At 63.4% G+C, this 25,153-nt stretch carries 25 protein-coding genes; 21 read left to right on the plus strand and 4 right to left on the minus strand.

Annotation, left to right across the window (positions count from 1 at the left end):
* The first annotated feature begins 53 nt into the window (after window positions 1–53).
* The 7 genes from AC1DXS_RS14230 to AC1DXS_RS14260 all read left to right on the plus strand — a co-directional run bounded on the left by AC1DXS_RS14230 (window position 54) and on the right by AC1DXS_RS14260 (window position 5,163).
* Window positions 54–335, plus strand: coding sequence for a hypothetical protein (locus AC1DXS_RS14230; protein WP_477738134.1), 282 nt, complete (start codon window positions 54–56; stop codon window positions 333–335).
* Between the two features lie 31 nt (window positions 336–366).
* The gene (locus AC1DXS_RS14235; RefSeq protein ID WP_477738135.1) at window positions 367–867 is read left to right on the plus strand and encodes a DMP19 family protein; all 501 of its coding nucleotides are present in this window, start codon (window positions 367–369) and stop codon (window positions 865–867) included.
* Between the two features lie 92 nt (window positions 868–959).
* A complete protein-coding gene (locus AC1DXS_RS14240; RefSeq protein WP_477738136.1) occupies window positions 960–1,256 on the plus strand; it encodes a hypothetical protein in 297 nt (98 codons plus the stop codon).
* A 106-nt stretch (window positions 1,257–1,362) separates the two neighbouring features.
* Window positions 1,363–1,593: a hypothetical protein gene (locus AC1DXS_RS14245; protein ID WP_477738137.1), complete on the plus strand. Its 231-nt coding sequence runs from the start codon at window positions 1,363–1,365 to the stop codon at window positions 1,591–1,593.
* 204 nt (window positions 1,594–1,797) lie between these two features.
* A complete protein-coding gene (locus AC1DXS_RS14250; RefSeq protein ID WP_477738138.1) occupies window positions 1,798–2,361 on the plus strand; it encodes a prolyl hydroxylase family protein in 564 nt (187 codons plus the stop codon).
* 987 nt (window positions 2,362–3,348) lie between these two features.
* On the plus strand, window positions 3,349–3,807 hold the full coding sequence (locus AC1DXS_RS14255) for a hypothetical protein (RefSeq protein WP_477738139.1): 459 nt from the start codon (window positions 3,349–3,351) through the stop codon (window positions 3,805–3,807).
* Window positions 3,808–4,788: 981 nt separating this feature from the next.
* A complete protein-coding gene (locus AC1DXS_RS14260) occupies window positions 4,789–5,163 on the plus strand; it encodes a hypothetical protein (protein WP_477738140.1) in 375 nt (124 codons plus the stop codon).
* A gap of 36 nt (window positions 5,164–5,199) precedes the next feature.
* On the opposite strand, the gene lolD is transcribed toward AC1DXS_RS14260, so the two are convergent.
* Window positions 5,200–5,874, minus strand: a complete 675-nt coding sequence (gene lolD, locus AC1DXS_RS14265) for a lipoprotein-releasing ABC transporter ATP-binding protein LolD (protein WP_477738141.1) — start codon at window positions 5,872–5,874, stop codon at window positions 5,200–5,202.
* A 115-nt stretch (window positions 5,875–5,989) separates the two neighbouring features.
* Window positions 5,990–7,243: a lipoprotein-releasing ABC transporter permease subunit gene (locus AC1DXS_RS14270; protein ID WP_477738142.1), complete on the minus strand. Its 1,254-nt coding sequence runs from the start codon at window positions 7,241–7,243 to the stop codon at window positions 5,990–5,992.
* 78 nt (window positions 7,244–7,321) lie between these two features.
* Between AC1DXS_RS14270 and AC1DXS_RS14275 the strand changes: the two genes are divergently transcribed.
* Both AC1DXS_RS14275 and recJ read left to right on the plus strand, forming a co-directional pair.
* Window positions 7,322–8,446 carry a hypothetical protein gene (locus AC1DXS_RS14275; RefSeq protein ID WP_477738143.1) on the plus strand — a complete coding sequence of 375 codons (1,125 nt, stop codon included), beginning with the start codon at window positions 7,322–7,324 and terminating at the stop codon, window positions 8,444–8,446.
* 49 nt (window positions 8,447–8,495) lie between these two features.
* On the plus strand, window positions 8,496–10,220 hold the full coding sequence (gene recJ, locus AC1DXS_RS14280) for a single-stranded-DNA-specific exonuclease RecJ (protein ID WP_477738144.1): 1,725 nt from the start codon (window positions 8,496–8,498) through the stop codon (window positions 10,218–10,220).
* Window positions 10,221–10,406: 186 nt separating this feature from the next.
* On the opposite strand, the gene AC1DXS_RS14285 is transcribed toward recJ, so the two are convergent.
* Window positions 10,407–11,075, minus strand: coding sequence for a glutathione S-transferase (locus tag AC1DXS_RS14285; protein WP_477738145.1), 669 nt, complete (start codon window positions 11,073–11,075; stop codon window positions 10,407–10,409).
* Window positions 11,076–11,280: 205 nt separating this feature from the next.
* On the opposite strand from AC1DXS_RS14285, the gene AC1DXS_RS14290 reads away from it, so the two are divergent.
* The 12 genes from AC1DXS_RS14290 (at window position 11,281) to AC1DXS_RS14345 (ending at window position 22,738) form a co-directional block, all read left to right on the plus strand.
* Window positions 11,281–12,324, plus strand: coding sequence for an ABC transporter ATP-binding protein (locus tag AC1DXS_RS14290; RefSeq protein ID WP_477738146.1), 1,044 nt, complete (start codon window positions 11,281–11,283; stop codon window positions 12,322–12,324).
* A 102-nt stretch (window positions 12,325–12,426) separates the two neighbouring features.
* Entirely contained in the window at window positions 12,427–13,731 is a 1,305-nt protein-coding gene (locus AC1DXS_RS14295) for an ABC transporter substrate-binding protein (protein ID WP_477738147.1), read from the plus strand.
* A gap of 118 nt (window positions 13,732–13,849) precedes the next feature.
* Window positions 13,850–14,761, plus strand: coding sequence for an ABC transporter permease (locus AC1DXS_RS14300; protein ID WP_477738148.1), 912 nt, complete (start codon window positions 13,850–13,852; stop codon window positions 14,759–14,761).
* Between the two features lie 101 nt (window positions 14,762–14,862).
* The gene (locus AC1DXS_RS14305) at window positions 14,863–15,744 is read left to right on the plus strand and encodes an ABC transporter permease (protein WP_477738149.1); all 882 of its coding nucleotides are present in this window, start codon (window positions 14,863–14,865) and stop codon (window positions 15,742–15,744) included.
* Window positions 15,741–16,475: a GntR family transcriptional regulator gene (locus AC1DXS_RS14310; RefSeq protein WP_477738150.1), complete on the plus strand. Its 735-nt coding sequence runs from the start codon at window positions 15,741–15,743 to the stop codon at window positions 16,473–16,475. The genes AC1DXS_RS14305 and AC1DXS_RS14310 overlap by 4 nt, the downstream gene beginning before the upstream one ends.
* An 11-nt stretch (window positions 16,476–16,486) precedes the next feature.
* The gene (locus tag AC1DXS_RS14315) at window positions 16,487–17,221 is read left to right on the plus strand and encodes an aspartate/glutamate racemase family protein (protein WP_477738151.1); all 735 of its coding nucleotides are present in this window, start codon (window positions 16,487–16,489) and stop codon (window positions 17,219–17,221) included.
* 207 nt (window positions 17,222–17,428) lie between these two features.
* Window positions 17,429–18,289 carry a 3',5'-nucleoside bisphosphate phosphatase gene (locus AC1DXS_RS14320; protein ID WP_477738152.1) on the plus strand — a complete coding sequence of 287 codons (861 nt, stop codon included), beginning with the start codon at window positions 17,429–17,431 and terminating at the stop codon, window positions 18,287–18,289.
* Window positions 18,289–19,191, plus strand: a complete 903-nt coding sequence (locus tag AC1DXS_RS14325; RefSeq protein WP_477738153.1) for a DMT family transporter — start codon at window positions 18,289–18,291, stop codon at window positions 19,189–19,191. Before AC1DXS_RS14320 ends, AC1DXS_RS14325 begins: the two co-directional genes overlap by 1 nt.
* Before the next feature lie 25 nt (window positions 19,192–19,216).
* Window positions 19,217–19,852, plus strand: coding sequence for an L-threonylcarbamoyladenylate synthase (locus AC1DXS_RS14330; protein ID WP_477738154.1), 636 nt, complete (start codon window positions 19,217–19,219; stop codon window positions 19,850–19,852).
* A gap of 174 nt (window positions 19,853–20,026) precedes the next feature.
* Entirely contained in the window at window positions 20,027–20,695 is a 669-nt protein-coding gene (locus AC1DXS_RS14335; RefSeq protein ID WP_477738155.1) for a site-2 protease family protein, read from the plus strand.
* A 33-nt stretch (window positions 20,696–20,728) separates the two neighbouring features.
* The gene (locus tag AC1DXS_RS14340) at window positions 20,729–22,027 is read left to right on the plus strand and encodes a tryptophan--tRNA ligase (protein ID WP_477738156.1); all 1,299 of its coding nucleotides are present in this window, start codon (window positions 20,729–20,731) and stop codon (window positions 22,025–22,027) included.
* 126 nt (window positions 22,028–22,153) lie between these two features.
* A complete protein-coding gene (locus tag AC1DXS_RS14345; RefSeq protein WP_477738157.1) occupies window positions 22,154–22,738 on the plus strand; it encodes a response regulator transcription factor in 585 nt (194 codons plus the stop codon).
* 723 nt (window positions 22,739–23,461) lie between these two features.
* Here the strand turns inward: AC1DXS_RS14345 and AC1DXS_RS14350 are convergent.
* Complete coding sequence (locus AC1DXS_RS14350; RefSeq protein ID WP_477738158.1) at window positions 23,462–24,823, minus strand: sensor histidine kinase; 1,362 nt, start codon at window positions 24,821–24,823, stop codon at window positions 23,462–23,464.
* Window positions 24,824–25,153 lie beyond the last annotated feature (330 nt).

The raw sequence follows: 25,153 nt of genomic DNA on the forward strand, positions 1-25,153 counted from the left end.
TCGCGTGGACGGCTCACACTGAGCCAGCAAAAGCCAAATCGAGGGGAAGAAAGATGGACAACAACCAGACCGCACTGCTATCCGAAATCCGTGATCTGCTCAAAGAGCAAAACACACTCATCGCCGATATCAAAGCCATGAACATCGAAGCCGCGGGCCGAAATCTGCTGGCGATGGAGCAGGCCGGCGAGTGGCAGGCATCGAGTACCGAGGCCGTGCAGCGTGCGCGCCGCGACAACATGAAAACCTTTGTCATCTTCATGCTGTTTTTGCTTTTGATGGCGGGCTTCGCCTTCTACCGATTCGGCTCATTGAGCCGAATGCTGGGGGCCTGAACGGCACCCACGCAAACAGGACGCTCCACTCATGGCACGCATCATTCCCCCGCTGGTCGTCGAGATGGTCGAGGAAGCCTCCAGCTCCGCCGGCTCCGACGTCTTCCCCTTCTGGCAATCCGACAGCGAGGGAACGCCGGAGGAAGGCATGCACCAGCTGGCGTCTGAGCTCGACGTCGAAAATGCCGAGCAGCTTCTCAGCCAATTGCCGCCCGGCTACCGGATGGTGTACTCGATCTTTCTGTGGGAAGCTAGCCGCGCCGGTGAGGGATTCACGACAGGGACGGACAACTCGGGGCCGGCACTGGTGCAGGCTGCTGCGAAAGCGTACGCCGAAGCAGGCATGCATGAAGAAGCCGCCGCGCTGGAGCGCATGCTGGTGCAGTATGTTCAGACACCGCTGGACTACGACCAGATCGAGGCGGCATACGAAGCTACAGACAACCCTTACAAGGATGACTGGGAGCGTATTCCTCCGCTGATCAGGCATCTTTGCGAAAACGCGGACCGGTATTTTTATGTTGAGGCTTGAGCGGTGGCTCGAGTCACGAACAGTCCCCTCCTACAAGCCCCTCCATTGAGCGAACTTTTCGAAAACTCACACACCCCCCGGCATCAAACCTTATGGCACGTTCACGCAACGACTACGTCAAAAAGCGGGCCATCCGCTTTCAGAAATTGCGTGCCAGGCTGCTTGCCTGCTACCTTGTGCCCGGCATGGTTGCCTTGCTTGCGGCAATTGTTTCCGTTGTGATGGCCGCCTCTACATGGCTGCAGCTTGCGATATTCGGTATTGCCTTCACGCTTTTAGCCATTGGTGAAACAAAGTACCGATGCCCCGTCTGCAACCGTACTCCGCCTGGAAATTTCAATCCGAAGTCGTGCGGCTATTGCAAAACCGTCCTGCGATGGCAGAGATGATATTGAGTGGTACAGGTCCCTCGCGGCCCTACTGTGTAAGCCTCGTCCTACATCCAAAGATGACGTCCATGGATGTCTTTTGACATAGCGGCGAATATGCTTTCGCATGGTTCCCAAAGACAAGCGTGAAAAAAGCGGCACCGCGCTCGACCAGATTCGGGCATCGCTCAGGCAGTTTTTGCGAGTCAGGGACTTGCAGGAGAAGCTGGCCCCCCACGGCACGGAAGAGCCCGGCCGGCCGCTTGCGAGTGACGAGCTGAAGCACTGGCGGGATTCACTCGGCGAGGACAGCCGCACACGGTCGCGGGCCAAGTCACGTGGCGGCAAGAAGGATTAAGCCTCGCCGGGCCTCAAGCCCACTCCGACGACCGCCCCGATACCAGCCTGAACCGCCGCCCGCCAGACAGTGAATCAAATCGCCGTTGAATTTCGTCGAAACCTGATTCACGTAGACCCGATCCCGCCAGCTTTAAAAGCAGGAGGGAATCAAGAGTGATGAGCGCAGATCCCAAGAGCTGGTTCACGGTGCATACTTCATGACATGAACGGAATCACACCGCCGTCTCTAGTCACCCATTCAGAACGAGTTTTCAGCATTGATCATTTTCTTGCTGCGGCGGACTGTGCCGAATTGGTGGGTCTGGCTGATGAGCATGGATTCGAAGCGGCGGGTGTGCGCACTGCCGAGGGCCAGCGATCCATGCCCCTGGTGCGCAACAATGAGCGCACCTTGTTTGAGTCGCCTCGCTGGGTGCCGCGTTTATGGCAGGGTCTGGCGGCGGCCGTGCTGCCGACCTTGCAAGGGCAAAAGGCGGTGGGCCTGCCCAAGGACCTTCGGTTCTACAAGTATTCCCCGGGGCAACGCTTCAAGATGCACAAGGACGGCCCGTGGACGGAGGGCGGCTTCACGAGTCGACTGACCTTCCTGGTCTACCTTAACGAAAACTTTGTTGGCGGGGAAACCGATTTCCGGGACTTCAAAATCCTGCCGCAGACCGGCCGCGCTCTGCTCTTCATTCATGACACCTGGCACGAGGGCGCGACTGTCGAGGAAGGGACAAAGTATGTTCTGCGTTCTGATGTTCTTTACGGGATGGCGCCTTAGTGTGTGTTACGTCGGGTTGATTCGCGATCTTTTTGGCGCCCGACCTCAGGCAGAGGGCGCGTGCACTCGCGACGCGCTGGCGTTCGCCGCCTGAGAGTTCGGCGGGACGATGGCAGCATCGACGGCGATTGACTACCTTCGATCTCCCGCGTAATAATGCTTTCGACGGTGGTCGTAGGTTCGACCGCGGGAAATACCGCATAAGCGCTTTTCCTGCCTAAGCCCCATAAGGAGCAGGCCTCATCCGATGCAGATAACTCATCTGGATGACAAAGACATCTCTGTAATGAGATGGCTATTTGTTATTCAAGTCATCGGAGGCCATATGCCGCACTCCTTCAAGCGCCCACGCAATTGCGCTTGCATAAATCAATCAAATTTTTGCTATTACTGCGAGGTCGTCATGGCTGTCAGTGGTGTAACCCAGTTCGCGCGGAGATATGGGTTGTCTCTGCGCCAGGCCAAACGCCATCGACCCACTGCAGAGCATCTTCACGCGCGTTGTGACGGCGGAAGCAATGCGGCAACAAATATCGTTGCGGCCTGTTGGCATTGCAACTCACTTCGACACAGGTGTCGGAAGCCAATGGACTCAGCCAGCTATAAACGTTTCGTAAAAAGGCGGATAAGCGAGGGCAAATGGCATCAACGTTATGTTTTTGAGCGATTGCTTAAAGACACCGATAGATTGCCGCTGCATTAAAAATCCCTCATAAGTCCCCCTCACACGGGGACGGGGTCTTGCGGGGGATTCAGCAGCTACCGGGGCAACCCGTTCCCTCACATCGCTAGGCTTGACACCAGCAGCCGAGGCGGCATTAAGCAAAACGACTGACACAAAAAAAGGGGGCAGCCAGGCCGAGTTACTGCCGACTCAGGTCARCCACAACGGATTTTTCATCTGTGCTGCACTACTTCATTCTGAGGAGGCCATTTCCAGGCGTGCGGCCTAGAATGCCGCTGAACCCCCAACCGTTAGGTGCAGACATGCTTCACTTCTTTGGAAGACACGCCCCCGTCGTCTACGCAGTTAGTTTTACCGTTGTCGCACTGGTTATCGGAACCTATCTGAGCTGGACGAGAACGGACGCCTCGCTAAATAGAGCAGGTGCATTGATCATCGTGGCTGGAATATTGCTCGGTGCTTCACGCTTCTACGATTGGGTGGAGCAAAAGTTCGCGGGCTTCGTGAACGCCAAATTTGATGATGTGGCAAATGATGCGCTTCAAAAAATTGAATCCAAAATAGGTCAACCTCTCACCTTGCAGCAACGTGAGGAGGTCAAGCGCTCCGCGCGCACAAGCCTGCACGCTGATGTTGCGGCTATCCTTGGTGAAGACCGGAGTCATTTGAAAAAATGGGAACTTTGGCTCATCGTTGGTGGAACCATATTGAACGGGTTTGGAGATCTCCTTGTTCAAGGGATTAAGGGTAGCGGTGTCTAGCAAGTTATCCGACGCTGGCGGCAAGGTGCTATCGCACATTCGTCACTTTCATCGCTAAGGTGGACATTGAATGGACCAACTCCGGAACTTTGCAGACGATCGACTACTTGACGGGTGCATCTATTGTGGAACACAGCCCGACACGAAGGATCATGTTCCTTCTCGTGTGCTTCTAGATCGCCCCTTACCTACCAATCTGCCTGTGCTGCCTGCATGCTTTCCATGCAATAACGGCTTTTCGTCAGATGAAGAGTACGTCGCATGTTTACTGGAAGTCGTGATGGTGGGCTCAACGGAGCCAGATTGCATCGTACGGCCCGTAGTCGCAGACATTTTGCGAAGAAGTCCCGGGCTTCGCTCACGCCTTGAGACAGCGAGGAACTGCGTGAACGGGCAGGTCACTTTTGAAGTTGATAACTCTCGTGTCGAGAACGTATTGCTGAAACTCGCTAGAGGGCACGCCGCGTATGAGTTGAGCGCACTATGCAGGGGACGACCCAATGGGCTTAGGTGGAACCTTCTATCTACTCTCTCAGAAGTTGACCGTCAGTTTTTTGAAGAAGTACCCGCTCCCGAGCTGTTTAGCGAAGTCGGCTCCAGGGGTATGCAACGCCTTGCGGTGGCTCAGTTCGTTCTTCAATCGCCGACTGGGGAGCGCTCAACCATAGGATTTCTAGTGAACGATTGGATTGAGGTTCAAGAAGGGCGCTATAGGTACCTCGTGACTGAAGACGGTGCAGAGATTCGCGTACGAATCGTACTTGGGGAATTTCTGTATTGCGATGCGTCGTGGAACAGAGAAAACTAGTTACCTACCGAGACTTCAACGCCGATGTTTTCTACTCTCAATGAGTGCTAACGCAAGTTTGAATGTCTCGACTTGAGTATTCTCTGTATGAAATACTTCACGCTGGATGGGTGGGCGTTGAAGATAATGGCAAGTGAATCCATCGTGAATCATCTCACCACAATCTCTCCCGAATGAAATTTCCGCACACCGCGCTCCTCTTGGGTCCGCTCTTGCTTTTAATGGGTGCGACTCAGCCGTCGTCAGTTCTGCCTGAAAACTGGGTGGAGTACTACCGAACAGGCTCAGGATTCCCGCCGAATGTGCAATGGGATTTAAATCAGATTGACGTCAACTCGGTTCGCCGCCATGGCGACTTCGTGCGATACCGGGTTCGCGTTCAATTCTTCAGTGGTGAGGTCGGTGAATTTCAGGAGATGCAAGTCGACTGCACGGGGCGCACACGAGGGCAATTTCCCGACCCGAGAATGAATTCGACCTACGACGGCACCCTGGGAGGTGACGAAGTCAAAGCTGCCTGCTTCGTCGCAGCGCAAAAGAAATTGTGAGTCGTTCGGCTACTTCGACCTTATCGACGCAGTCGTTCACCCCCACTCCGACAACCTCCCCGACACCAACCTGAACCGCCGCGCACACCGCGCCGCCAGCGCCTCATCATGCGTGACCAGCACAAAGGCCGTGCCGAAATCGCGCGCAAGCTTCAGCATCAGTTCAAACACGCCGTCGGCCGTGGAACGGTCCAGGTTGCCGGTGGGTTCGTCGGCCAGCACGCAGGCGGGCTGCGTGACCAGGGCACGCGCAATCGCGACGCGCTGGCGTTCACCGCCTGAGAGTTCGGCGGGGCGGTGGTGGATTCGGTCCTTGAGGCCGACTGCCGCCAGCATCTCGGTCGCGATGCGTGCTGATTCGGCCGGCGCCTGGCGGCGTATCCACAGGGGCATGGCGACGTTGTCGAGCGCGCTGAACTCGGGCAGCAGGTGGTGGAACTGGTAGACAAAACCCAGGTGTTTGTTGCGTAGATCGCCTTGCTGCTGGGGCGACAGGGCCGACAGCGCCTGGCCCTTGAGTTCCACCTGGCCGCTGGTGGGCGCGTCCAGGCCGCCCATCAGGTGCAGCAGCGTGCTTTTACCGGAGCCGGAGGCGCCCACGATCGCCAGGGTTTCGCCGGCGTGGACTTGCAGGTCTACGCCGTGCAGGACCGTGAGGTCTATGCGGCCTTCGTGGAAGCGTTTGGTGAGGGCTTGGGCTTTGAGCACCACTTCGCAGTTGGTGTTTGGCGGCCGCTGGCCCTCACCCCTGCCCTCTCCCAGGGGGAGAGGGAGTGAAGCCCCAGGAAGTGAAGTTGTGGGAGCTGAAGGCGAAGTCATGGTTTGATCATTCATAGCGCAGTGCTTCGGCTGGGTTCACGCGGCTGGCGCGCCAGCTGGGGTAGATGGTGGCCAGGAAGGCGAGCACCAGGGAGATCACGACGATGGGCATGATGTCGGCGTATTGCGGTTCGCTGGGCATGCGGCTGATGAGGTAGATGTCTTTGGGCAAAAAGCTGGCGTTGAGCGCGCGTTCGATGGCGGGCACGATGACGTCGATGTTGAAGGCAATGCCCAGGCCCAGGACCAACCCGGAGAGCGTGCCGATGACGCCGACGAGCGCGCCCTGCACCATGAAGATTTTCATGATGCTTTTGGGGCTGGAGCCCAGGGTGCGCAAAATCGCGATGTCGGCGCGCTTGTCAGTGACCGTCATGACCAGCGTGCTGACCAGGTTGAAGGCCGCGACCGCGACGATGAGCGTGAGGATGATGAACATCATGCGTTTTTCAAGCTGCACAGCGGCGAACCAGGTCTTGTTCTGGCGCGTCCAGTCGCGTATCAGCAGGTCGCCGCTCAGGGTTCTGGAGAGTTCGTAAGCCACTTCGCGCGCCTGGTGCAAATCCTTCAGGCGTATGCGTATGCCGGTGGGGCCTTCGAGCCTGAAGATTTTCGCGGCGTCGTCCTGGTGCATCATGACCAGGGCCGAGTCGTATTCATAGTGGCCGGAATCAAAAGTGCCGACGACCGTCATCTGCTTGAGGCGGGGCACCACGCCGGCCGGGGTCACTTGCCCGCTGGGCGCGATCAGGGTGACGGTGTCGCCCTCGCGCACGCCCATAGCGCGGGCCAGTTCGCCGCCCAGTACCACACCGAAATTGCCGGGCACCAGCTTGGCCAGCGTGGGGGCCGAGGTGGCAGCCAGGTCGGTGACCTGGCCTTCGAGCGCCGGGTCTATGCCGCGCACCAGGGTGCCCTTCATGTCTTCACCGCGGGCCAACAAAGCCTGGGCGGCGATAAAAGTGGCGGCGCCGGTGACGTTGGGGTTGGCCTTGATTTCAGCCAGGGTTTTGGCGGGGTCGGGCAGCGCGAGGCCGCCTGGCGCGAAGACTTCAATGTGGGAGATCACGCCCAGCATGCGGTCGCGCACTTCTTTCTGGAAGCCGTTCATCACGCTGAGCACAATGATGAGCGCCGCGACGCCGAGCGCGATGCCCAGCATGGAGACACCCGAGATAAAAGAGATAAAGCCGTTGCGCCGGGTGGCGCGGCCGGCGCGGGTGTAGCGCCAGCCGAGGATCAGCTCATAGGGGATTTGCATACTTGTCAGCAGGCACCCGCGCGGCGGCGGCTGCGATTTTTTTAGAGGTCTCATTGTGGCATCCCGGACAATAGCCCCATGTCAGCCAAATCCCCCACCTCTTTCACCGGGCCGCAACTGCTGCTGCCCTTCGCGGCCTGCGGCGCGGAGGCCTGGCTGCCGGCGATGAAGGCGCTGCCGGCCGACAGCACACGCAACCTGGCCCAGCTGCTCAAGGGCATGAAGTCAGTGCACACTGATGAGGCCGATGCCCACACGCTATCGCCGCCGCATGAACGGGCTTTGGCCCGGGCGCTGGGCATCGCGGATTCGGGCACGCCCGACGGCCTGATTCCCTGGGCGGCGCGCGATGCGGCGCTGCACCTGCCGGGCGGCGCCGGCGGCAAGGCCTGGGCCTGGATCACACCCTGCCACTGGGCCATGGGCCGTGAGCACGCCACGCTGACGGACCCGGCCGCGCTGGGCCTTGAGGAGGGCGAGTCACGCACCCTGCTGGCCGCCATGCAGCCTTATTTCGAGGGCGACGGCATCACGCTGCACTACGTACCTGCCCTGGGGCCGGCGCGCTGGCTGGCCGAAGGCGAGCTGTTTCGCAGCCTGCCGACCGCCTCGCTGGACCGGGTGCTGGGCCGCAATGTGGACCCCTGGCTGCCCAAGCAGGACAAAAGCGATGCCAACAGCACGGCGCGCAAGATCAAGCTTTTGCAAAACGAGATGCAGATGCTGCTTTACACCCATGCGCTGAACGACAAACGCGCTGCGCGGCGCCAGTTGCCGGTGAATTCATTCTGGCCCAGCGGCACGGGTGCGCTGGCCGCCGTACCCGATTTACTCCCTCTCCCCCTGGGAGAGGGCGGGGGTGAGGGCCTGCAGCCTTCGATCCATTCGCAGGATTTTGGTAGGCCGTCAGCCCTCACCMCAACCCTCTCCCAGAGGGAGAGGGAGAAAATCACCATGCCGCGCAGCCTGGCCCAAGCCGTGTTTGCCGACGACTGGGCGGCTTATGCCCAGGCCTGGGCTGCATTGGATGCGAACGAGATTGGCGCCCTGCTGGCGCGCCAGCGCGCGGGCGAGGCCGTGCGACTGACGCTGTGCGGCGAACGCGGCGCGGCCACGTTTGAGACCAGCCGCCAGGGTTTCTTCGCCAAAATCGCGGCCAGCCTGGCCCCCACCCCTTTGTTGACGGTACTGGAGCGGCTGTAAGCCCCAGCGCCCAGTACCCCCTCATATATAGAGAGTTTTAAACCCCCTCATGAAAATCCAGGTACGCGAAGTCCCGCCGCGCAGCGTCTGGGCGCTGCAGCAGGCCGGCATACACCCGCTGCTGGCGCAGCTTTATGCGGCGCGGGGCGTGCATTCGGCCGACGAGCTTGATGACGGCCTGGGCCGGCTGCTACCGCCTTCCTCGCTGCGCGGCGCGCTGGAGGCGGCCAGGCTGCTGGCCGACGTGATGGCCGCCGGCAAAAAGATTTGTGTGGTGGCCGATTACGACTGCGATGGCGCCACCGCCTGCGCCGTGGCGCTGCGCGGCCTGAAGCTGCTGGGCGCGCGGGATGTGGGCTACCTGGTGCCCGACCGCGTGACCGACGGCTACGGCCTGACGCCGCCGATTGCCGAGCGTGTGAAAGCCAACGGCGCCGACCTGCTGGTGACGGTGGACAACGGCATCGCCAGCATGGAGGGCGTGGCACGCGCCCGCGCACTGGGCATGCAGGTGTTGGTGACTGACCACCACCTGCCGGCGCTGAAAGACGGCCAGGTGGTGCTGCCCGAGGCCGATGTGATCGTGAACCCCAACCAGCCCGGTTGCACTTTTGAAAGCAAGTCGATTGCCGGCGTGGGCGTGATGTTTTATGTGCTGCTGGCGCTGCGCGCCGAGCTGCGCGCGCGTGGCGCTTTTGATGCGGCGAATCAACCGAAGCTGGATACGCTGCTGCCGCTGGTGGCGCTGGGCACGGTGGCCGACGTGGTGAAGCTGGATGCCAATAACCGCCGCCTGGTGGCGCAAGGCTTGAAGCGCATACGCGCCGGCCATTTGCCGGCCGGCCTGGCGGGTTTGTTCAGCGCGGCGGGGCGGCAGGCAGCCGCAGCCACGACATTTGACTTTGCCTTTGCGCTGGGCCCGCGCATCAATGCGGCGGGCCGGCTCAGCGACATGACCTTGGGCATTGAATGCCTGCTGACCGACGACGCGGCGCGCGGCGAAGAGCTCGCCAAGACGCTGGACGGCATCAACCGCGAGCGCCGCGACATTGAGGCCGGCATGCGCGAGCAGGCGCAGCTGGCGGCCGACGCGATGATCGATGAGGATGAGGAGCCGCCGCCGGCGATCGCGATCTTCGATCCGGAATTCCATGAGGGTGTGGTCGGCATCGTGGCCTCGCGCGTGAAGGACAAGCTGCACAGGCCGACCTTTGTGTTTGCCGCCAGCCAGGCGCCGGGCAAGGAGCATGAGCTCAAGGGATCGGGCCGATCCATCCCCGGCTTTCATCTGCGCGACGCGCTGGACCTGGTGACCAAGCGCCACCCGGGCGTGCTGCTGCGTTTTGGCGGCCACGCGATGGCGGCCGGCTGCACCATCGCCGAGGAAAATTTCGAGCTCTTCGAGCAGGCGCTGCAGCAGGTGGCGCATGAATGGCTGGACGCGGCCACGCTGACGCGCCGCATGGACACCGACGGCCCACTGGCGCCCGAATACCGGCGCGCCGACCTGGTCGACACACTGCACAAGGAAGTCTGGGGCCAGGGTTTTGCCGCGCCCACCTTTAGCGAGGTGGTGGAAGTGGTGTCGCAGCGCCTGGTCGGCGAAAAACACCTGGCGCTCAAGCTCAAGCACCAGGGCCAGCCGGTGGACGGCATCTGGTTCGGCCATACCGAGGCGCTGCCGGCACGGGTCAAGCTGGCCTTCCGGCTGGACGCCGACGAATGGCAGGGCGTGAAGCGCGTGCGCTTTCTGGTCGAGGGTGCGGAAATCTGAGTTTGCCGACGAACGCGCCTTCAAAACACTCCTTCCCCCTCTGGGGGAAGGTTGGGATGGGGGCCTGCGGCGATGGATGGCGGGGCGTGCTCTAAATCACAGGCCGTAGAGCCCCCATCCCTGCCTTCCCCCAAAGGGGGAAGGAGGAAGAAAAAAGGCCGCTCCTCCTCTGGTGAAAGGTGGACCTCACTGCAGTTCGAACTCGCCGCCGCGCTCTATCGCGCGCTGGTAGGCGGGCCGGGCGTGGATGCGTGCCAGGAAATCCATCAGGCGAGGCCGGCTTTCGTTGAGCCCGCCGCGCGCGGCGGCGGCTTCCAGCGGGAAGCTCATCTGGATGTCGGCGCCGCTGAACTCCTTGCCGGCAAACCAGCCGCCTTGCGGCAACGACATTTCAAGAAAGTCCAGGTGCTGCCTGAGCTGCGGTTCGATAAAGGTCTTCTTGACCTTGCCGGCGATGCCGCGCGCGATCGGCTTCACAAAAAACGGCATGGGCGAGTTCTCGATCTTGTCGAAGACCAGCTTGAGCAACAGCGGCGGCATGGCCGAGCCTTCAGCGTAGTGCAGCCAGTAGGTGTAGCGCAGGTGCTCGGGCGTGCCGGCCGCCGGGGCCAGCCGCCCGGCGCCATAGCGCCCCACCAGGTAATCGATGATGGCGCCCGATTCGGCCAGGGTGAGTTCGCCGTCGGTAATGACCGGCGACTTGCCCAGCGGATGCACGGCGCGCAGCGAGGGCGGGGCCAGCATGGTCTTGGGGTCGCGCTGGTAGCGCTGGATCTCATAGGGCAGGCCCAGCTCCTCCATGAGCCAGAGGATGCGTTGCGAGCGGGAGTTGTTGAGGTGGTGCAGGGTGATCAAGAGGTGGCTCCGTTGGACATCAGCGATGGACGCATGGTAGGCCATGCCGCGTCGCCCTGAAGCCGCCACAGCCGCCACGGCGCGCACCGCGGCCGGCCGCTTTGCACCCCGCGGGGGCGGCCGGGCACCAGAAACAGGCATTTTGTACACAATCTTCTGAAAAATCGCATACAAATCTGGCACAGGCCTTGCACACAAGGCCGGCATGAACGCCCCAGCCAACCCCGCGCCCGCCGCCATTGAAGCCGTCGCGCTGACCAAACGCTATGCGCAGCAGGACAGGCCGGCGGTGGACGGCATTAACCTGCGCATTGCCGGCGGCAGCTACTGCTGCCTGCTGGGGCCTTCGGGCTGCGGCAAAAGCACGACGCTGCGCATGATGGCGGGCCATGAGTCGGTCACCAGCGGGGACATCCTGCTGGAAAACCGCAACATCACCGACCTGCCGGCCGCCGGCCGGGGCACGGCCATGATGTTCCAGAGCTTCGCGCTGTTCCCGCACCTGTCGGCGCTGGACAACGTGGCCTTCAGCCTCAAGATGAAAGGGGTGGACAAGGCGGCGCGGCGGCGCCAGGCCCAGGAACTGCTGGAGCGCGTGGCGATGGGGCACCTGGCCGAACGCAAGCCGGCCGAGCTCTCGGGCGGGCAGCAGCAGCGCGTGGCGCTGGCGCGCGCGCTGATCACCCAGCCGCGCGTGCTGCTGCTGGATGAGCCGCTGTCGGCGCTGGACCCGTTTTTACGCATCCAGATGCGTGCCGAGCTGCGCCGCTGGCAGAAAGAGCTGGGCCTGACCTTTATCCACGTCACCCATTCGCAGGAAGAAGCGATGGCGCTGGCCGACACCATGGTGGTGATGAACCACGGGCGCATCGAGCAGCAGGGCTCGCCCCATGAGATCTACAACCGCCCCGCCAGCGAATTTGTGGCGCGCTTCATGGGCGGGCACAACGTGCTGGACACGCCGGCGGGCCGCATAGGCGTGCGCACCGACCAGATGCGCATCACGCCGGCCGGCGAGGCCGCGCCCGACGCGCCGCACAACCGGCGCGCCGTGGTCACCGACGTCGAATACCAGGGCACCTATGTGCTGCTGGGCCTGCAAAACCCTGGCGTGTCGCTCACCGCCAGCAGCACGGCCGAGCTGTCGGTGATGCTGCCCGAGGCGGCCTTCGCGGCCCGCCCCTATGCGCCCGGCGATGCGGTGCAGCTGTCATGGGCGCCCGAGGCGGCGCACACGCTGCAGGCCTGACAAATGACTGCGACCAGCCCTCTTTTCTTGCTCCCTCTCCCAGGGGGAGAGGGGTCATACCAAGTATCACTTTCCCTCAACCGCTTCACCAGGAGTTTCACCATGTCCGACGCCTTTCCTGATCAAAAGAACCCGCAAGATATCGCCGACGGCACCCCTGCGGGCGGCCTGCCGCGCCGCGCCCTGCTCAAGGGCACGGCGGGCATCCTGGCCACGGGCATGTTCCCGGCCGTGCATGCGCAGGAAAAAATCGTGCTGCGCTACCTGGGCACCGCGGTGAACCAGGACAAGGCGATCGCCGAAAAATTCAAGGCCGACACCGGCATCACCATCCAGTACGTGGCCGTCACCACCGACGACGTGACCAAACGCGCAGTGACCGCGCCCAACAGCTTTGACCTGATAGACACCGAGTACTTCTCGCTCAAGAAGATCGTGCCCACCGGCAACCTGAAGGGCATAGACACCAAAAAGATCAAGAACGCCGACAAGATCACCACGCTGTTCACCACCGGCACCGTGGCCGGCAAGGCCGTGGGCGACCAGGGCACGGCGCCCAAGAAGGTGATTTACCTGGAGGGCGAAAAGAGCAAGGTCTTCGCCAAGAGCCCGACGCAGTTCATGTCGCTGATCCCCACGGTGTACAACGCCGACACGCTGGGCATACGCCCCGACCTGATCAAGCGCCCCATCAATTCCTGGGCCGAGCTGCTGAACCCGGAGTTCAAGGGCAAGGCCGCGATCCTGAACATCCCGTCCATCGGCATCATGGACGCGGCCATGGTGGTGGAAGCCAAGGGCATCTACAAATACCCGGACAAGGGCAATATGACCAAGAAGGAGATCGACCTAACGATCGCCACCCTGATCGAGGCCAAAAAGGCCGGCCAGTTCCGCGCGCTGTGGAAGGACTTCAACGAGTCGGTCAACCTGATGGCCTCGGGCGAGGTGGTGATCCAGTCCATGTGGAGCCCCGCCGTGACGGCCGTGCGCACCAAGGGCATCGCCTGCAACTTCCAGCCGCTCAAGGAAGGCTACCGCGCCTGGGCCGCCGGCTTCGGTCTGCCCGCCACGCTCTCGGGCAAAAAGCTGGACGGCGCCTATGAATTCATCAACTGGTTCCTCGACGGCTGGGCCGGCGCCTACCTGAACCGCCAGGGCTATTACAGCGCCGTACTGGAAACCGCCAAGGCCAAGATGGAAGCCTATGAGTGGGCTTACTGGATGGAAGGCAAGCCCGCCTCGCAGGACATCAAGAGCCCCACCGGCGACGTGCTGGCCAAGGCCGGCGCGGTGCGCGACGGCGGCAGCTACGAGGCGCGCATGGGCGGGATTGCCTGCTGGAACGCGGTGATGGATGAAAACAATTACATGGTTCAAAAATGGAATGAGTTTGTAGCAGCCTGAACGCATTCCCCTCTTACTCCCTCTCCCTCTGGGAGAGGGCAGGGGTGAGGGCCGGCGGCGCCCGCAGCTGCCCTCACCCTAACCCTCTCCCAGGGGGAGAGGGAACAAGACCCAGAACATGAGCACACCTACCGCATCCCTACCTTCAGCCACATCCACTCCTGGCCGCAGCCTTGCCGCCTGGTGGCAGGCATTGCCGCTGGCGTCGGTGTTTGTGCTGTTCTTCCTGATCCCCTTGGCGCTGGTGCTGACGGTGAGCTTCTGGGACTTCAATGAATACGAGCTGCTGCCCGGCTTCACGCTGAAGAATTACTTCGCCATTTTTGAGGGCTGCGGCAGCGGCGCGGACCTGTGCGTGACCTTCAAGACCTATCTGTCGACCTTCAAGTTCAGCCTGCTGGTCTGGCTGATCACGCTGGTGACCGGTTTCACCGTGTCTTACTTCCTGGCTTTCCACGTGCGTTCGCAGGGCGCGCAAACGCTGCTCTTTGTGCTGTGCACCATCCCGTTCTGGACGTCGAACGTGATCCGCATGATCTCCTGGGTACCACTGCTGGGTCGCAACGGCCTGGTCAACCAGAGCCTGGTGGGCATGGGCGTGGTGAACCAGCCGCTCGAGTGGCTGCTGTTCTCGGATTTTTCAGTGGTGCTGGCCTTTGTGCACCTGTACACCATGTTCATGATCGTGCCCATCTTCAACTCGATGATGCGCATAGACCGCAGCCTGATCGAGGCGGCCAACGACAGCGGCGCCTCGGCCTGGCAGACGCTGTGGAACGTCATCGTGCCGCTGTCGCGCACGGGCATCATCATCGGCTCCATCTTTGTGCTCACCATCGTGATGGGCGACTTCGTGACCATAGGCGTCATGGGCGGCCAGCAGATCGCCTCCATCGGCAAGGTCATCCAGGTGCAGACCTCCTACCTGCAGTTCCCGCTGGCGGCGGCCAATGCGGTGATCCTGCTGGCCGTGGTGCTGATGATCATCTGGGCCTTGACGCGGCTGGTCGATATCCGCAAAGAACTATGACCCCCACGCTTGTCACTTCGTGTACTACGCTGCCCCCCGAGGGGGCTCGCCTTGCTTGGGGCGGCCCGGCGCTGCGGCCCCTCCTGCGGAGGTTCTAAGCTATGTCCGATAAACGCTCTGCCGGTTTCTGGCTCCTCGCCGCGTTTTTTGCGCTGTTCGTGCTGTTTCTCTACGGGCCGATGTTCATCATCGTGCTGCTGAGCTTCCAGGGCCCGGAAGGCGGGCTGACCTTTCCGCTGCGCGGCGTCTCGCTGCACTGGTTCCACAAGCTGGCCGAGGGGCTGGGCGTGGTGGACATAGGCGCGGCGCTCAAGCGCTCGCTGGGCCTGGGCCTGGCGGTGACGGCGTTCACGGTGCTGTTCTCGGTGCTCGCGGGACTGGCTTTTCGCAAAAAGCTCGCGGGCGGCAACACCTTGTTCTTTGTGGTGGTGGCCAGCCTGATCATGCCCTCCATCATCGTGTCGCTGGGCATAGGCCTGGAGTTCCGCCTGCTGGACGGCGGCATCAAGAAGGTTCTGGAGTTGCTGGGCATGGCTGGCGCGCTCGAGGATTACGGCACGGCACTGGGCCTCTTTACCTCGGCGCTGGGCGCGCACCTGACCTGGACGCTGCCCTTCGGCCTGCTCATCATGTTCGCGGTGTTCAACCGCTTCAACCCGGCCTACGAGGAAGCCGCGCGCGACCTGGGCGCCACGCCGTGGCAGGGCTTTCGCCACGTGGTGCTGCCGCTGATCGCGCCCTCGGTGGTGGGCATAGGCATGTTCGGTTTCACCCTGAGCTGGGACGAAATCGCCCGCACCTCGCAGGCCATAGGCGACGTGAATACACTGCCGCTGGAACTGCAGGGCCTGACGACCACCGTCACCACGCCGGCCATCTATGCGCTGGGCACCGTCACCACCGTGGTGTCGCTGGGGGTGGTGGCCCTGGCCATGGGCCTGGCCTGGTGGCTGGGCAAGCGGCAGAAAAAAGGACAGCGATGACACCAACGAACACGGCAACGCCCGCCGCGCCCCCGACCGACACCGAGATGTATGAGCGCGTGGTCTCGGCCATCCTGGACCACCGCTTGCCGCCGGGCACCAAGCTCGGGGAAGACAAGCTGGCCGGCGCCTTCGGCGTGTCGCGCACGCGCATACGCCCGGTGCTGATGCGCCTGGCCAATGAGCAGGTGGTCACGCTGGTACCCAACCGCGGCGCCACCGTGGCCCAGCCCACCGAACAGGAGGCGCGCGAGGTCTTCGAGGTGCGCCGGCTGATAGAACCCACGCTGGTGGAGCTGTTCATCGCCAAGGCCGACGAGGCCGACATGCGGCAGCTCAAGCGTTGCATCGACGACGAGGAAGCCGCGCGGCTGGCCGGCGACATGCACCGCGCGATCCGGCTGTCGGGCGACTTCCACCTGCAGATCGCCGAGCGCGCCGGCCACCAGACGCTGGGCCRCATCCTGCGCGAGCTGACCTCGCGCACCTCGCTGATCCTGATGACCTACGGCACGGCCCTGGGGGCCATGCGCGAGGACCGCCGTGACGGCGCCGCCGCCTGCCGCTGCCGCGAACACCGCGTGCTGCTGGACGCGATACGCCTGCGCGACGCGCGGGAAGCGGCGCGCCACATGCGCGAGCACCTGACGCGCCTGGAGTCGCAGCTGCAGTTCACGCCACCGGCGGGCGAGGCGCCCGACCTGTCCAGCCTCTTTTCAGGCACGGTGTAGGGCGCACCCGCATGCGCAGACTTTTGGTCATTAACCCGAATACGTCGGCCTCGGTCAGCGAACTGCTGCAAACCCATGTGCAGGCGGCCGCCGGGCTGCATGTGCAGGTCAGCACCGTCACCGCGCGTTTCGGCGCGCCCTATATTTCGGACGAGGCCAGCTATGCGGTGGCCGCGCATGCAGCGCTGGACGCCTGGGCGGCGGCGCTCGCGGCGCCCGGGGCGGCACCCGACGCGGTGCTGATCGGCTGCTTCGGCGACCCTGGCCTGCTGGCGCTGCGCGAGAGCAGCCCGGTGCCGGTCACCGGCCTGGCCGAGGCGGCCTTTATCGAGGCGGCGCGCCACGGCCGCTTTGCCATCGTCACCGGGGGCGAGCGCTGGGGTCCCATGCTGCAGCGGCTGGCCCAGGCGCTGGGCCATGCGCCTTCGCTGGCCGGCATCCACACCGTCGCGCCGACCGGCGCGCAGCTGGCTGCCGACCCGGCCGCCGCGCGCACCCTGCTGGCCCAGGCCTGCCGCGATGCGGTGCGCCAGTTGGGCGCGCAGGCGGTGATTCTGGGCGGCGCGGGCCTGGCCGGCATGGCCGCGGCGCTGCAGCCCGGGCTGGGCGTGCCCCTCATCGACAGCGTGCTCGCCGGCGCGCACTGGGCCTTGCGCAGCCACGCGCCGCCGCCGCAGCGCGCCAAGCCGGGCTTTGATGTGCCCTGGGAAAACCTGTCGCCCGAATTGACCGCCCTGGGCTTGTAAAAAGCCCCCTTCCCCCTCTGGGGGAAGGTTGGGATGGGGGCCTGCAGCGATGGATGGCATGGCCGGCTTTGGATCGCAGGGCGGAGAACCCCCATCCCCGCCTTCCCCCAGAGGGGGAAGGAGCAAGATTGCCCAGCAGGTGCACAGCCGCGAGAGGATATGTGAGCGCGCACTGCACTGCAGAAGCAGAAGGCCTAAAATGGCCCTGTGACACCCCAAAACATCCTGAATGCCGACCTGCATTGCCACTCTGTGGTGTCGGACGGCACGCTGACGCCGGAGGCGCTGGCGGAACGGGCCAAGGCCAACGGGGTGGAGCTCTGGGCCCTGACCGACCACGACGAGATCGGCGGGCAGCAGCGTGCCGCGGCGGCCGCCAAGGCCCAGGGCATGAACTACCTGACGGGCACCGAGGTCTCGGTCACCTTCGCCGGGCAGACGGTGCACATCGTGGGCCTGGGTTTTGACGCCGGCAATCCCGAGATCATGCAAGGCCTGCGCAACACGCGCGGCGGGCGCGAGCAGCGCGCCATGGAAATGTCGGACTCGCTGGCCAAGGTCGGCATCAAGGGCGCCTACGAAGGCGCGCTGAAGTTCGTCGGCAACCCCGAGCTGATCTCGCGCACGCACTTCGCGCGCTTTCTGGTCGAAAGCGGCGTGTGCCGCGAAACCAATGAAGTCTTTCGCAAATACCTGACCGAAGGCAAGCCCGGCTATGTGCCGCACCGCTGGGCCACGCTGCGCGACGCCGTGACCTGGATCACCCAGGCCCAGGGCGTCGCGGTGATCGCCCACCCGGGCCGCTACAAGTTCACCCCCAACGAGGAATACGCCTTGTTCACCGAGTTCAAGTCCCACGGCGGGCGCGGCGTGGAGGTCGTCACCGGCAGCCACACGCCGCAGGAATACATCAAGTACGCCGAAACGGCCAAAGAGTTCGGCCTGGCCGCCTCGCGCGGCAGCGACTTCCACAGCCCCGACGAAAGCCACACGGACCTGGGCACCCTGCCTTTCCTGCCCGGCGAGCTGACGCCGGTGTGGGAACTGCTGGCGGACCGCATCCAGTGATGGCCGGGCCCGCAAGAACCGCCAACGCCCCGGCCGGCATCGCACTTCTGGTGGGCGCCGTCGCCTGCTTCGCCGTGCTGGACACCACCACCAAGGTCATTGCCAACAGCGTGCCGCTGCTGATGGCGCTGTGGTTTCGCTACGCCTTCCAGGCCGTGGCCACCACGCTGGCGGTGCTGCCGTCGCGCGGGCTGTCGGTGCTGCGCACGGCCCACCCCAAATACCAGTTGCTGCGCGGCCTGCTGCTGTTGTTCACCAGTCTTTTTGCGTTCTACAGCCTGCGGCACATGCCGGTGGGCGAGTTCACCGCCATCGTGATGATCACGCCGCTGGTCATCACGCTGCTGGCCTCGCTGACCCTGGGCGAGCGCGTGTCCTGGCTGCGCTGGGCGCTGGTGGTGGGCGGCTTTGCCGGCACGATCATCATCATCCGGCCCGACGGCGACGACTTCAACTGGGCCATGCTGCTGCCGCTGGGCTTGGTGATCTGCAATGCCTGGTTCCAGATTTTGACCAGCCGTCTGGCGCGTACCGAAGACCCTCTCACCATGCATTTCTACACCGGCTGGGTGGGCACGCTGGCCGCTTCGCTGGCCCTGCCCTTTGTCTGGGCCGCGCTGGACTCCTGGACGCTGTGGGCCGGCCTGGCACTGATGGGCCTGATGGGCACGGTCGGCCATTTCATGATGATCCTGGCCTACGGCCGCGCGCCGGTGTCCACGCTCACGCCCTTTCTTTATGCGCAGATCGGCTTTGCGATGCTGGGCGGCTGGATCGCGTTCTCGCACGTGCCGGACCGCTGGTCCATGCTGGGCATGGTCATGATCGCCGTCTGCGGCGCGACGGGCGCCTGGCTGGCGGTGCGCCAGAGCCGCGTGCTGATAGAGCCCGTCGAATCCTGAACCCGGAAGGCGAAAGCAGCGCACCATGGCCCAGTTTTTTGAAGTCCACCCCGAGAACCCGCATACCCGGCTGCTCAAGCAGGCGGTGGCGCTGCTGGAACGCGGCGGCATCGCGGCCGTGCCCACCGATTCGAGTTATGCGCTGGTCTGCCACCTCGACGACAAGGCCGCGGCCGACAGCCTGCGCCGCATACGCGGGGTGGACGACAAGCACCACCTGACCCTGTTGTGCCGCGACCTCAGCGAACTGGCCAACTACGCGCGCGTCGACAACAAGCAGTTCCGCCTGCTGAAAGCCGCGACGCCCGGGCCCTACACCTTCATCCTCGAAGCGAGCAAGGAAGTGCCGCGCCGCGTGAGCCACCCGTCGCGCAAAACGATCGGCCTGCGCGTGCCCGAGCACAAGGTGCTGCAAGCGTTGCTGGAGCTGCACGGAACGCCGCTGCTGGCCACCACCCTGATCCCGCGCGGCGGCGGCGAGCCGCTCAACGACGCGCACGAGATACGCAGCCTGCTCGAGCATGAACTGGCCGCCGTGATAGACGCCGGCGCCTGCCACCAGGAAGCCACCACGGTGATAGACCTCACGCCCATGGGAGAAGGCGGCGAGCCGGTGGTCGTGCGGCAGGGGCGCGGTGAGCTGGCGGCACTAGGTCTTTGAGGCGGCAAACCGAGTCGACACGTCTGCCTTCAAGCAGGGGCTGCGGGACCGGCCTCGGCCTGTCCTGAGCCTGTCGAAGGGCCGGGCCTGCAGGCGCAGCGCCCCCTCGGGGGGTAGAGAGCCACGCGCAGCGAGCGAACGTGGGGGCTCACAGTCCAATGAGACAATCCAGGCATGGATATCGCTAACCTGATTCAAACCGTCGCCATTTATACGCTACCGGTGCTGCTTGCCATCACCCTGTACGGCGTGGCCCGAAGCGAGGCTGCCCGTTATTTCGGCGACACCACTGCCGAAGAGATGGGTCGCATCACCCTGAATCCCTTACAGCACATCGACCCCATCGGTACCTTTGTCGTGCCCTTGCTGCTGTACCTGGCGAGCGCGGGGACCCTTCTTTTTGGCTATGCCAAGGCCTCACCCGTTGATTTCAGCCGGCTGCGCAACCCCAAGCGGGACTTGATCTGGGTGTCGCTGGCAGGCCCGATGTCCAACTTCGCCCAGGCCTTTCTCTGGGCATTCGGCCTGCTCACGATGAAAGCCTTGGGAATGGAGGAGGTGTTCTTTCTCAAAATGGCGCAGGCCGGCATCATGGTCAATCTCGCGATGTGGGCATTTAATCTTTTTCCGCTGCCGCCGCTGGACGGCGGCCGCATCCTCATCGGCCTGCTGCCCCTGAGGCAAGCGCAATGGCTGTCGCGCGTCGAGCCCTGGGGCTTTTTTGCGGTGCTGGGCCTGGCCGTCATAGGCGTTGTGGGAGCGGTCTGGTTGCGCCCGCTCATGGCGGCCGGTTATGCCGTCATCAGCCTGCTTTTAACGCCTCTCATGTTTTTGCTTCGTTGAGCCTGATGGCTCCCTGTACTCCCCCCAGTCACCATGACCTCTTCCGATAAAACCACCCGCTTCCTGACCGGCATCACCACCACCGGCACGCCCCACCTGGGCAATTTTGTCGGCTCCATCCGGCCCTCGGTGCAGGCCAGCTTTCGCGGCGACGTGCGCAGCTTTTATTTCCTGGCCGACTACCACGCGCTGATCAAGTGCGACGAGCCGGCCCGCATCCAGCAGTCCACGCTGGAGATCGCGGCGAGCTGGCTGGCCGCCGGGCTGGACCCGGAGCGCGTGACCTTTTACCGCCAGTCCGACATCCCCGAAATTCCCGAGCTGACCTGGCTGCTGACCTGCGTGACGGGCAAAGGCGTGCTCAACCGCGCCCATGCCTACAAGGCCTCCGTCGACAAGAACGAGGCAGCTGGCAACGACCCGGATGCCGACGTGACCGCCGGGCTCTTCATGTACCCGGTGCTCATGGGCGCGGACATCCTGCTGTTCAAGACGCACAAGGTGCCGGTGGGGCGCGACCAGATCCAGCACATCGAGATGGCGCGCGACATGGCCCAGCGCTACAACCACCTCTACGGCGAGCACCTGGTGCTGCCCGAGGCGGTGATCGAGGAATCGGTCGCCCTGCTGCCCGGCCTGGACGGGCGCAAGATGAGCAAGAGCTACGACAACACGATTCCGCTGTTCACGCCGCGCGAGCAGTTGCGCAAGCTGATCAACGGCATCGTGACCGATTCGCGCGCCCCGGGCGAGCCCAAGGACGTGGAAGGCTCGGCGCTGTTCCAGATCTACCAGGCCTTCGCCAGCGCCGAAGAAACGGCCGCATTGCGCAAGGCTTACGCCGAAGGCATTGCCTGGGGCGACGCCAAGCAGACGCTGTTCGAGCGCATAGACCGTGAAGTCGCGCCCATGCGCGAACGCTACCACGCGCTGATGGCCGACCCCGGCAAGATCGAGGACATCCTCCAGGCCGGGGCCCGCAAGGCCCGCGCCGAAGCCACGCCCTTCATGGCCGAACTGCGGCGCGCCGTGGGCCKGCGCAAGCTCGACACCCTCCCGGCCGCTTCAACCAAGGCCAAGGCGGCCAAAAGCGCTGCGCCGGCCTTCAAGCAATACCGGGAAAAGGACGGCCTCTTTTACTTCAAGCTGCAGGACGACCAAGCCCGGGTGCTGCTGCAAAGCGAGGGATTTGAGTCGCCCCGCGAGGCCGCGCAGGCCATTGCGGCGCTGCAAAAAGACGGCCTTGCTGCGCTGCGGCAAGGGCGTGCACAGGCCCTGCCGGGGGTCAGCGAAGACGATCTGGCGGCGGTTTTCCGGTTTTTCGGCCCCTGAGCTTGTTGTTTTTTTGGATCAGCGTTCTGAAAAAATACCGCAATCGCCCGTTTATTTATGCACTAAAGTTGACATACAACAGTTATGCTCGATGGTTAATAGGCCCAATTCCTTCAGACTTAATTAATGAGTATTTTTGTAATAGATGACCATCCGCTCATGCGGGAAGCGGTTGTTATGTTGATCCGCCGCCTGAGCAGCAAGGCCACCGTGACCGAGCTGGACCGGCTCGCCGCCGTGACTCCGGCCGTGCAGGAACAAGGCATCCCCGAACTTATCTGCCTGGACTTGCGCCTGCCCGACACCAACGGTGTCTCCGGCGTGCGCGAACTCAAGCAGCAATTCCCCACCGTGCCCCTGGTGGTGCTGTCTGCGGCCCCGGCCCAGGACTACGAGGACCTCTCCATCGAGGCCGGCGCGGATGCCTACATCCAGAAGTCGGCCGGCGCGACCGAGATCTCCAACGTGCTGCGCGTCTTCCTCAGCGAAGACCTGGACCCGGAACCCTCCACCCCGACCGAAAAGCTCTCCAAGCGGCAGAAACAGCTGCTGGTGATGCTGGACAAGGGCATGAGCAACCGCGACATCGCCGAAGAACTGCAGATCAGCGAGCACACCGTCAAAGTGCACCTGTGGCGCCTGTTCCGCCGCCTCAACGTCAAGAGCCGCTCCCAGGCGAGCCACCTGGCGCGCACCCAAGGCCTGCTCTGACAGGCCTTTGACCGTCTACGGTCGGCTAACTAAAACCTGGTTCTGCTGGCCGGGGGTTGCCTGGCGGCAACTCACTTTCTTTTGCTTCGCCAAAAGAAAGTAAGCAAAGAAAAGGCGACCCTGGTTCCTGCGTCCCCTCCGCTTCGCTCCGGGGCAACCTGCGGTGCTCGGTCCAGCCGGGGTCAAAAACAACTCGCTTCGCTCAAACAAGTTTTTGCCCTGATCCGTCTGGCCCTGCGCTCCGCGGCGCATCCACAAGGGGTGAGGACAAAAAATACCAATACCGAATACCTGAAGAAACAAGGACACGCCATGGCGTGTCCTTGTTGGTATTTGTCTTCTTTATCTTCTTTCCCCGCTCCCGATTGCCCCGTCCTGGCTGGGCCGAGGAGCGCAGACGTAGGCGGATCAGGGATCGCGCTTGTCTGAGCCGAAGGCGAGTTTGCGCGAGACCCCGCCGTAGTCGAGCACCGCAGGTTGCCCGAAGCGAAGCGGAGGGACCCAGACTGCGGGTCGCCTTTCTTTTGGGTACTTTTGGTGTTTGCGTAACTTCGCTGCGCGAAGTGAGCAAACCCCGCGCGCGTAGCGCGCCTTTGGCGAACAAAGAAAACCCGCTTTGCGGGTTTCGGTAAAAGTGCCTCGCCCGCCGGGGCGAGTCCCGGCCAGCAAGCCTAAGCAAAAGGCAAAACGCAAGAGCGCGCAAGGCCGGCGCAAGACCCGCCCCTAAACCCTAAGCTCAACCCAAAAAACACTCCCCCGCCCAGCCCGGGAAGCCAACCCTACTGGATGCCCCAGCGCCGCGCTGAGCCGCGACACGATGGCCAGCCCCAGGCCGAAGCCCTCTTCGGTGCCCTGCAGGGGAATCCGGTAAAACTCCTGGAAGATCGCCTGCTGGTGCTCTTTGGCGATGCCGACGCCGGTGTCCCAGATTTCGATGCGTGGCACGCCGCCGCGCCGGCGCACCGCGATCAGCACGCCGCCGCGGTGCGTATTGCGCAGCGCGTTGGACAGCAAATTGCCGACCAGCCGCTGCAGCACCACCGGGTCGGACCTGACGGTGCCGGGCGCCGCGCGGACCCGAAGGCGCAGGCCGCGCTCACGGGCAAAGGGCGCGTACTGCGCCTCCAGGTCCTGCAGCAGCCCCGCCAGGTCCACTTCCTGCAGGTTCACCCTGAGCGGGTCGGTTTCCAGCCCCGCCAGATCGAACAGGGAATTGAACAAGTCGTTGACGGCCTTGGTGGAACGCACGATCTTGGGTGTGATCTGCTCGACGAATTCGGGCTCGGCGGCCAGCCAGCCGGCGTACAGGTCCAGGGCATGCACGGGCTGGCGCAGGTCGTGGGCGGCGCTGGCGATGAAGCGGTTCTTGATTTCGACCGCTTCCAGCGCCGCCCGGCTCTGCTCGGTCAGCGACTTGATCAGCATGGAGTTGTCGTACTGCAGCTCAAGGTTGATGCGCTGCACCTCGTGAAAGCGCAGGCCCGAGATGCGGATCACGGCCCAGTAAATCAGCACCAGCGCCAGCATGCCGTAGGTGTTGAAGCTCGGGGGCAGGCCGCGCTCCATCACCAGTTCGTAGAGCAGCGCGGCCACGACCGAGATCCCCAGGCCGTTCACGTAATTCTTGAAGCAGGGCAGCCAGGATGAAAACGTGCCCACCGCGAAACCGGCCATGCCCACCAGCACGACCATGCAGAGGAACTGGTCGTACACCGGCGCCCGCAGGAAGTAGACAAACATGGAAGCGCCCCAGACCAGGGCGCTGGCCGACCAGGTCCAGCCGTATTTCGCCATGAAGGCGCGCAGGGGCGGGCCGCTGACGCCGGTCAGGTTGCGCTGGTAGATGCCGATGACGCCGTAACGCACCACGGTCACGGCCGCCGCGGCCGCCGCCCACAGGCCCAGGTTCAGCGTGTCGACGCGGTGATAAAGAATGACCACCATGACCACGATCAACACCAGCGCGGAATGCAGCGCAGGCCTTGCATAACGCATGAAGGTGTGGATCAGCCGCATCTCCACCCACTCCTCGCGCGAGAGGTCGGCAACGCTCTGGGCCGGCCGTGTCGTTGGGAGGGTGTCCATGGACCGAGTTTAGGGCCAGTCAGCGGCTCATGGCGGCCCGCAAGCGCCCCCGGCCGCATGCGCCGCGCCGATGTTGCGCAGGGTTGACGAAATCGGTGCCCGGTTAGGGCCTGTTAACGCTATTGATGCAAATGCGAATGGGGTGAAAACGGTGCCAATCAAGGCGCGCGACGACGCCCAGACCGGGTGTCTGGGCTAGGAGTGCAACGCTGAGTGGCGCCGTTTTCACCCCATTCCCTCCGGGTTGCGATCAAAAAGGCCTTGCGCGGCGCTGCAAAGCCTTGACGGGGTCTACCCCGCCTGCGTTTTGCGCCTTGCTCAAGGCCTTTT

It is taken from the genome of Polaromonas sp. P3_B1 (assembly GCF_056402935.1).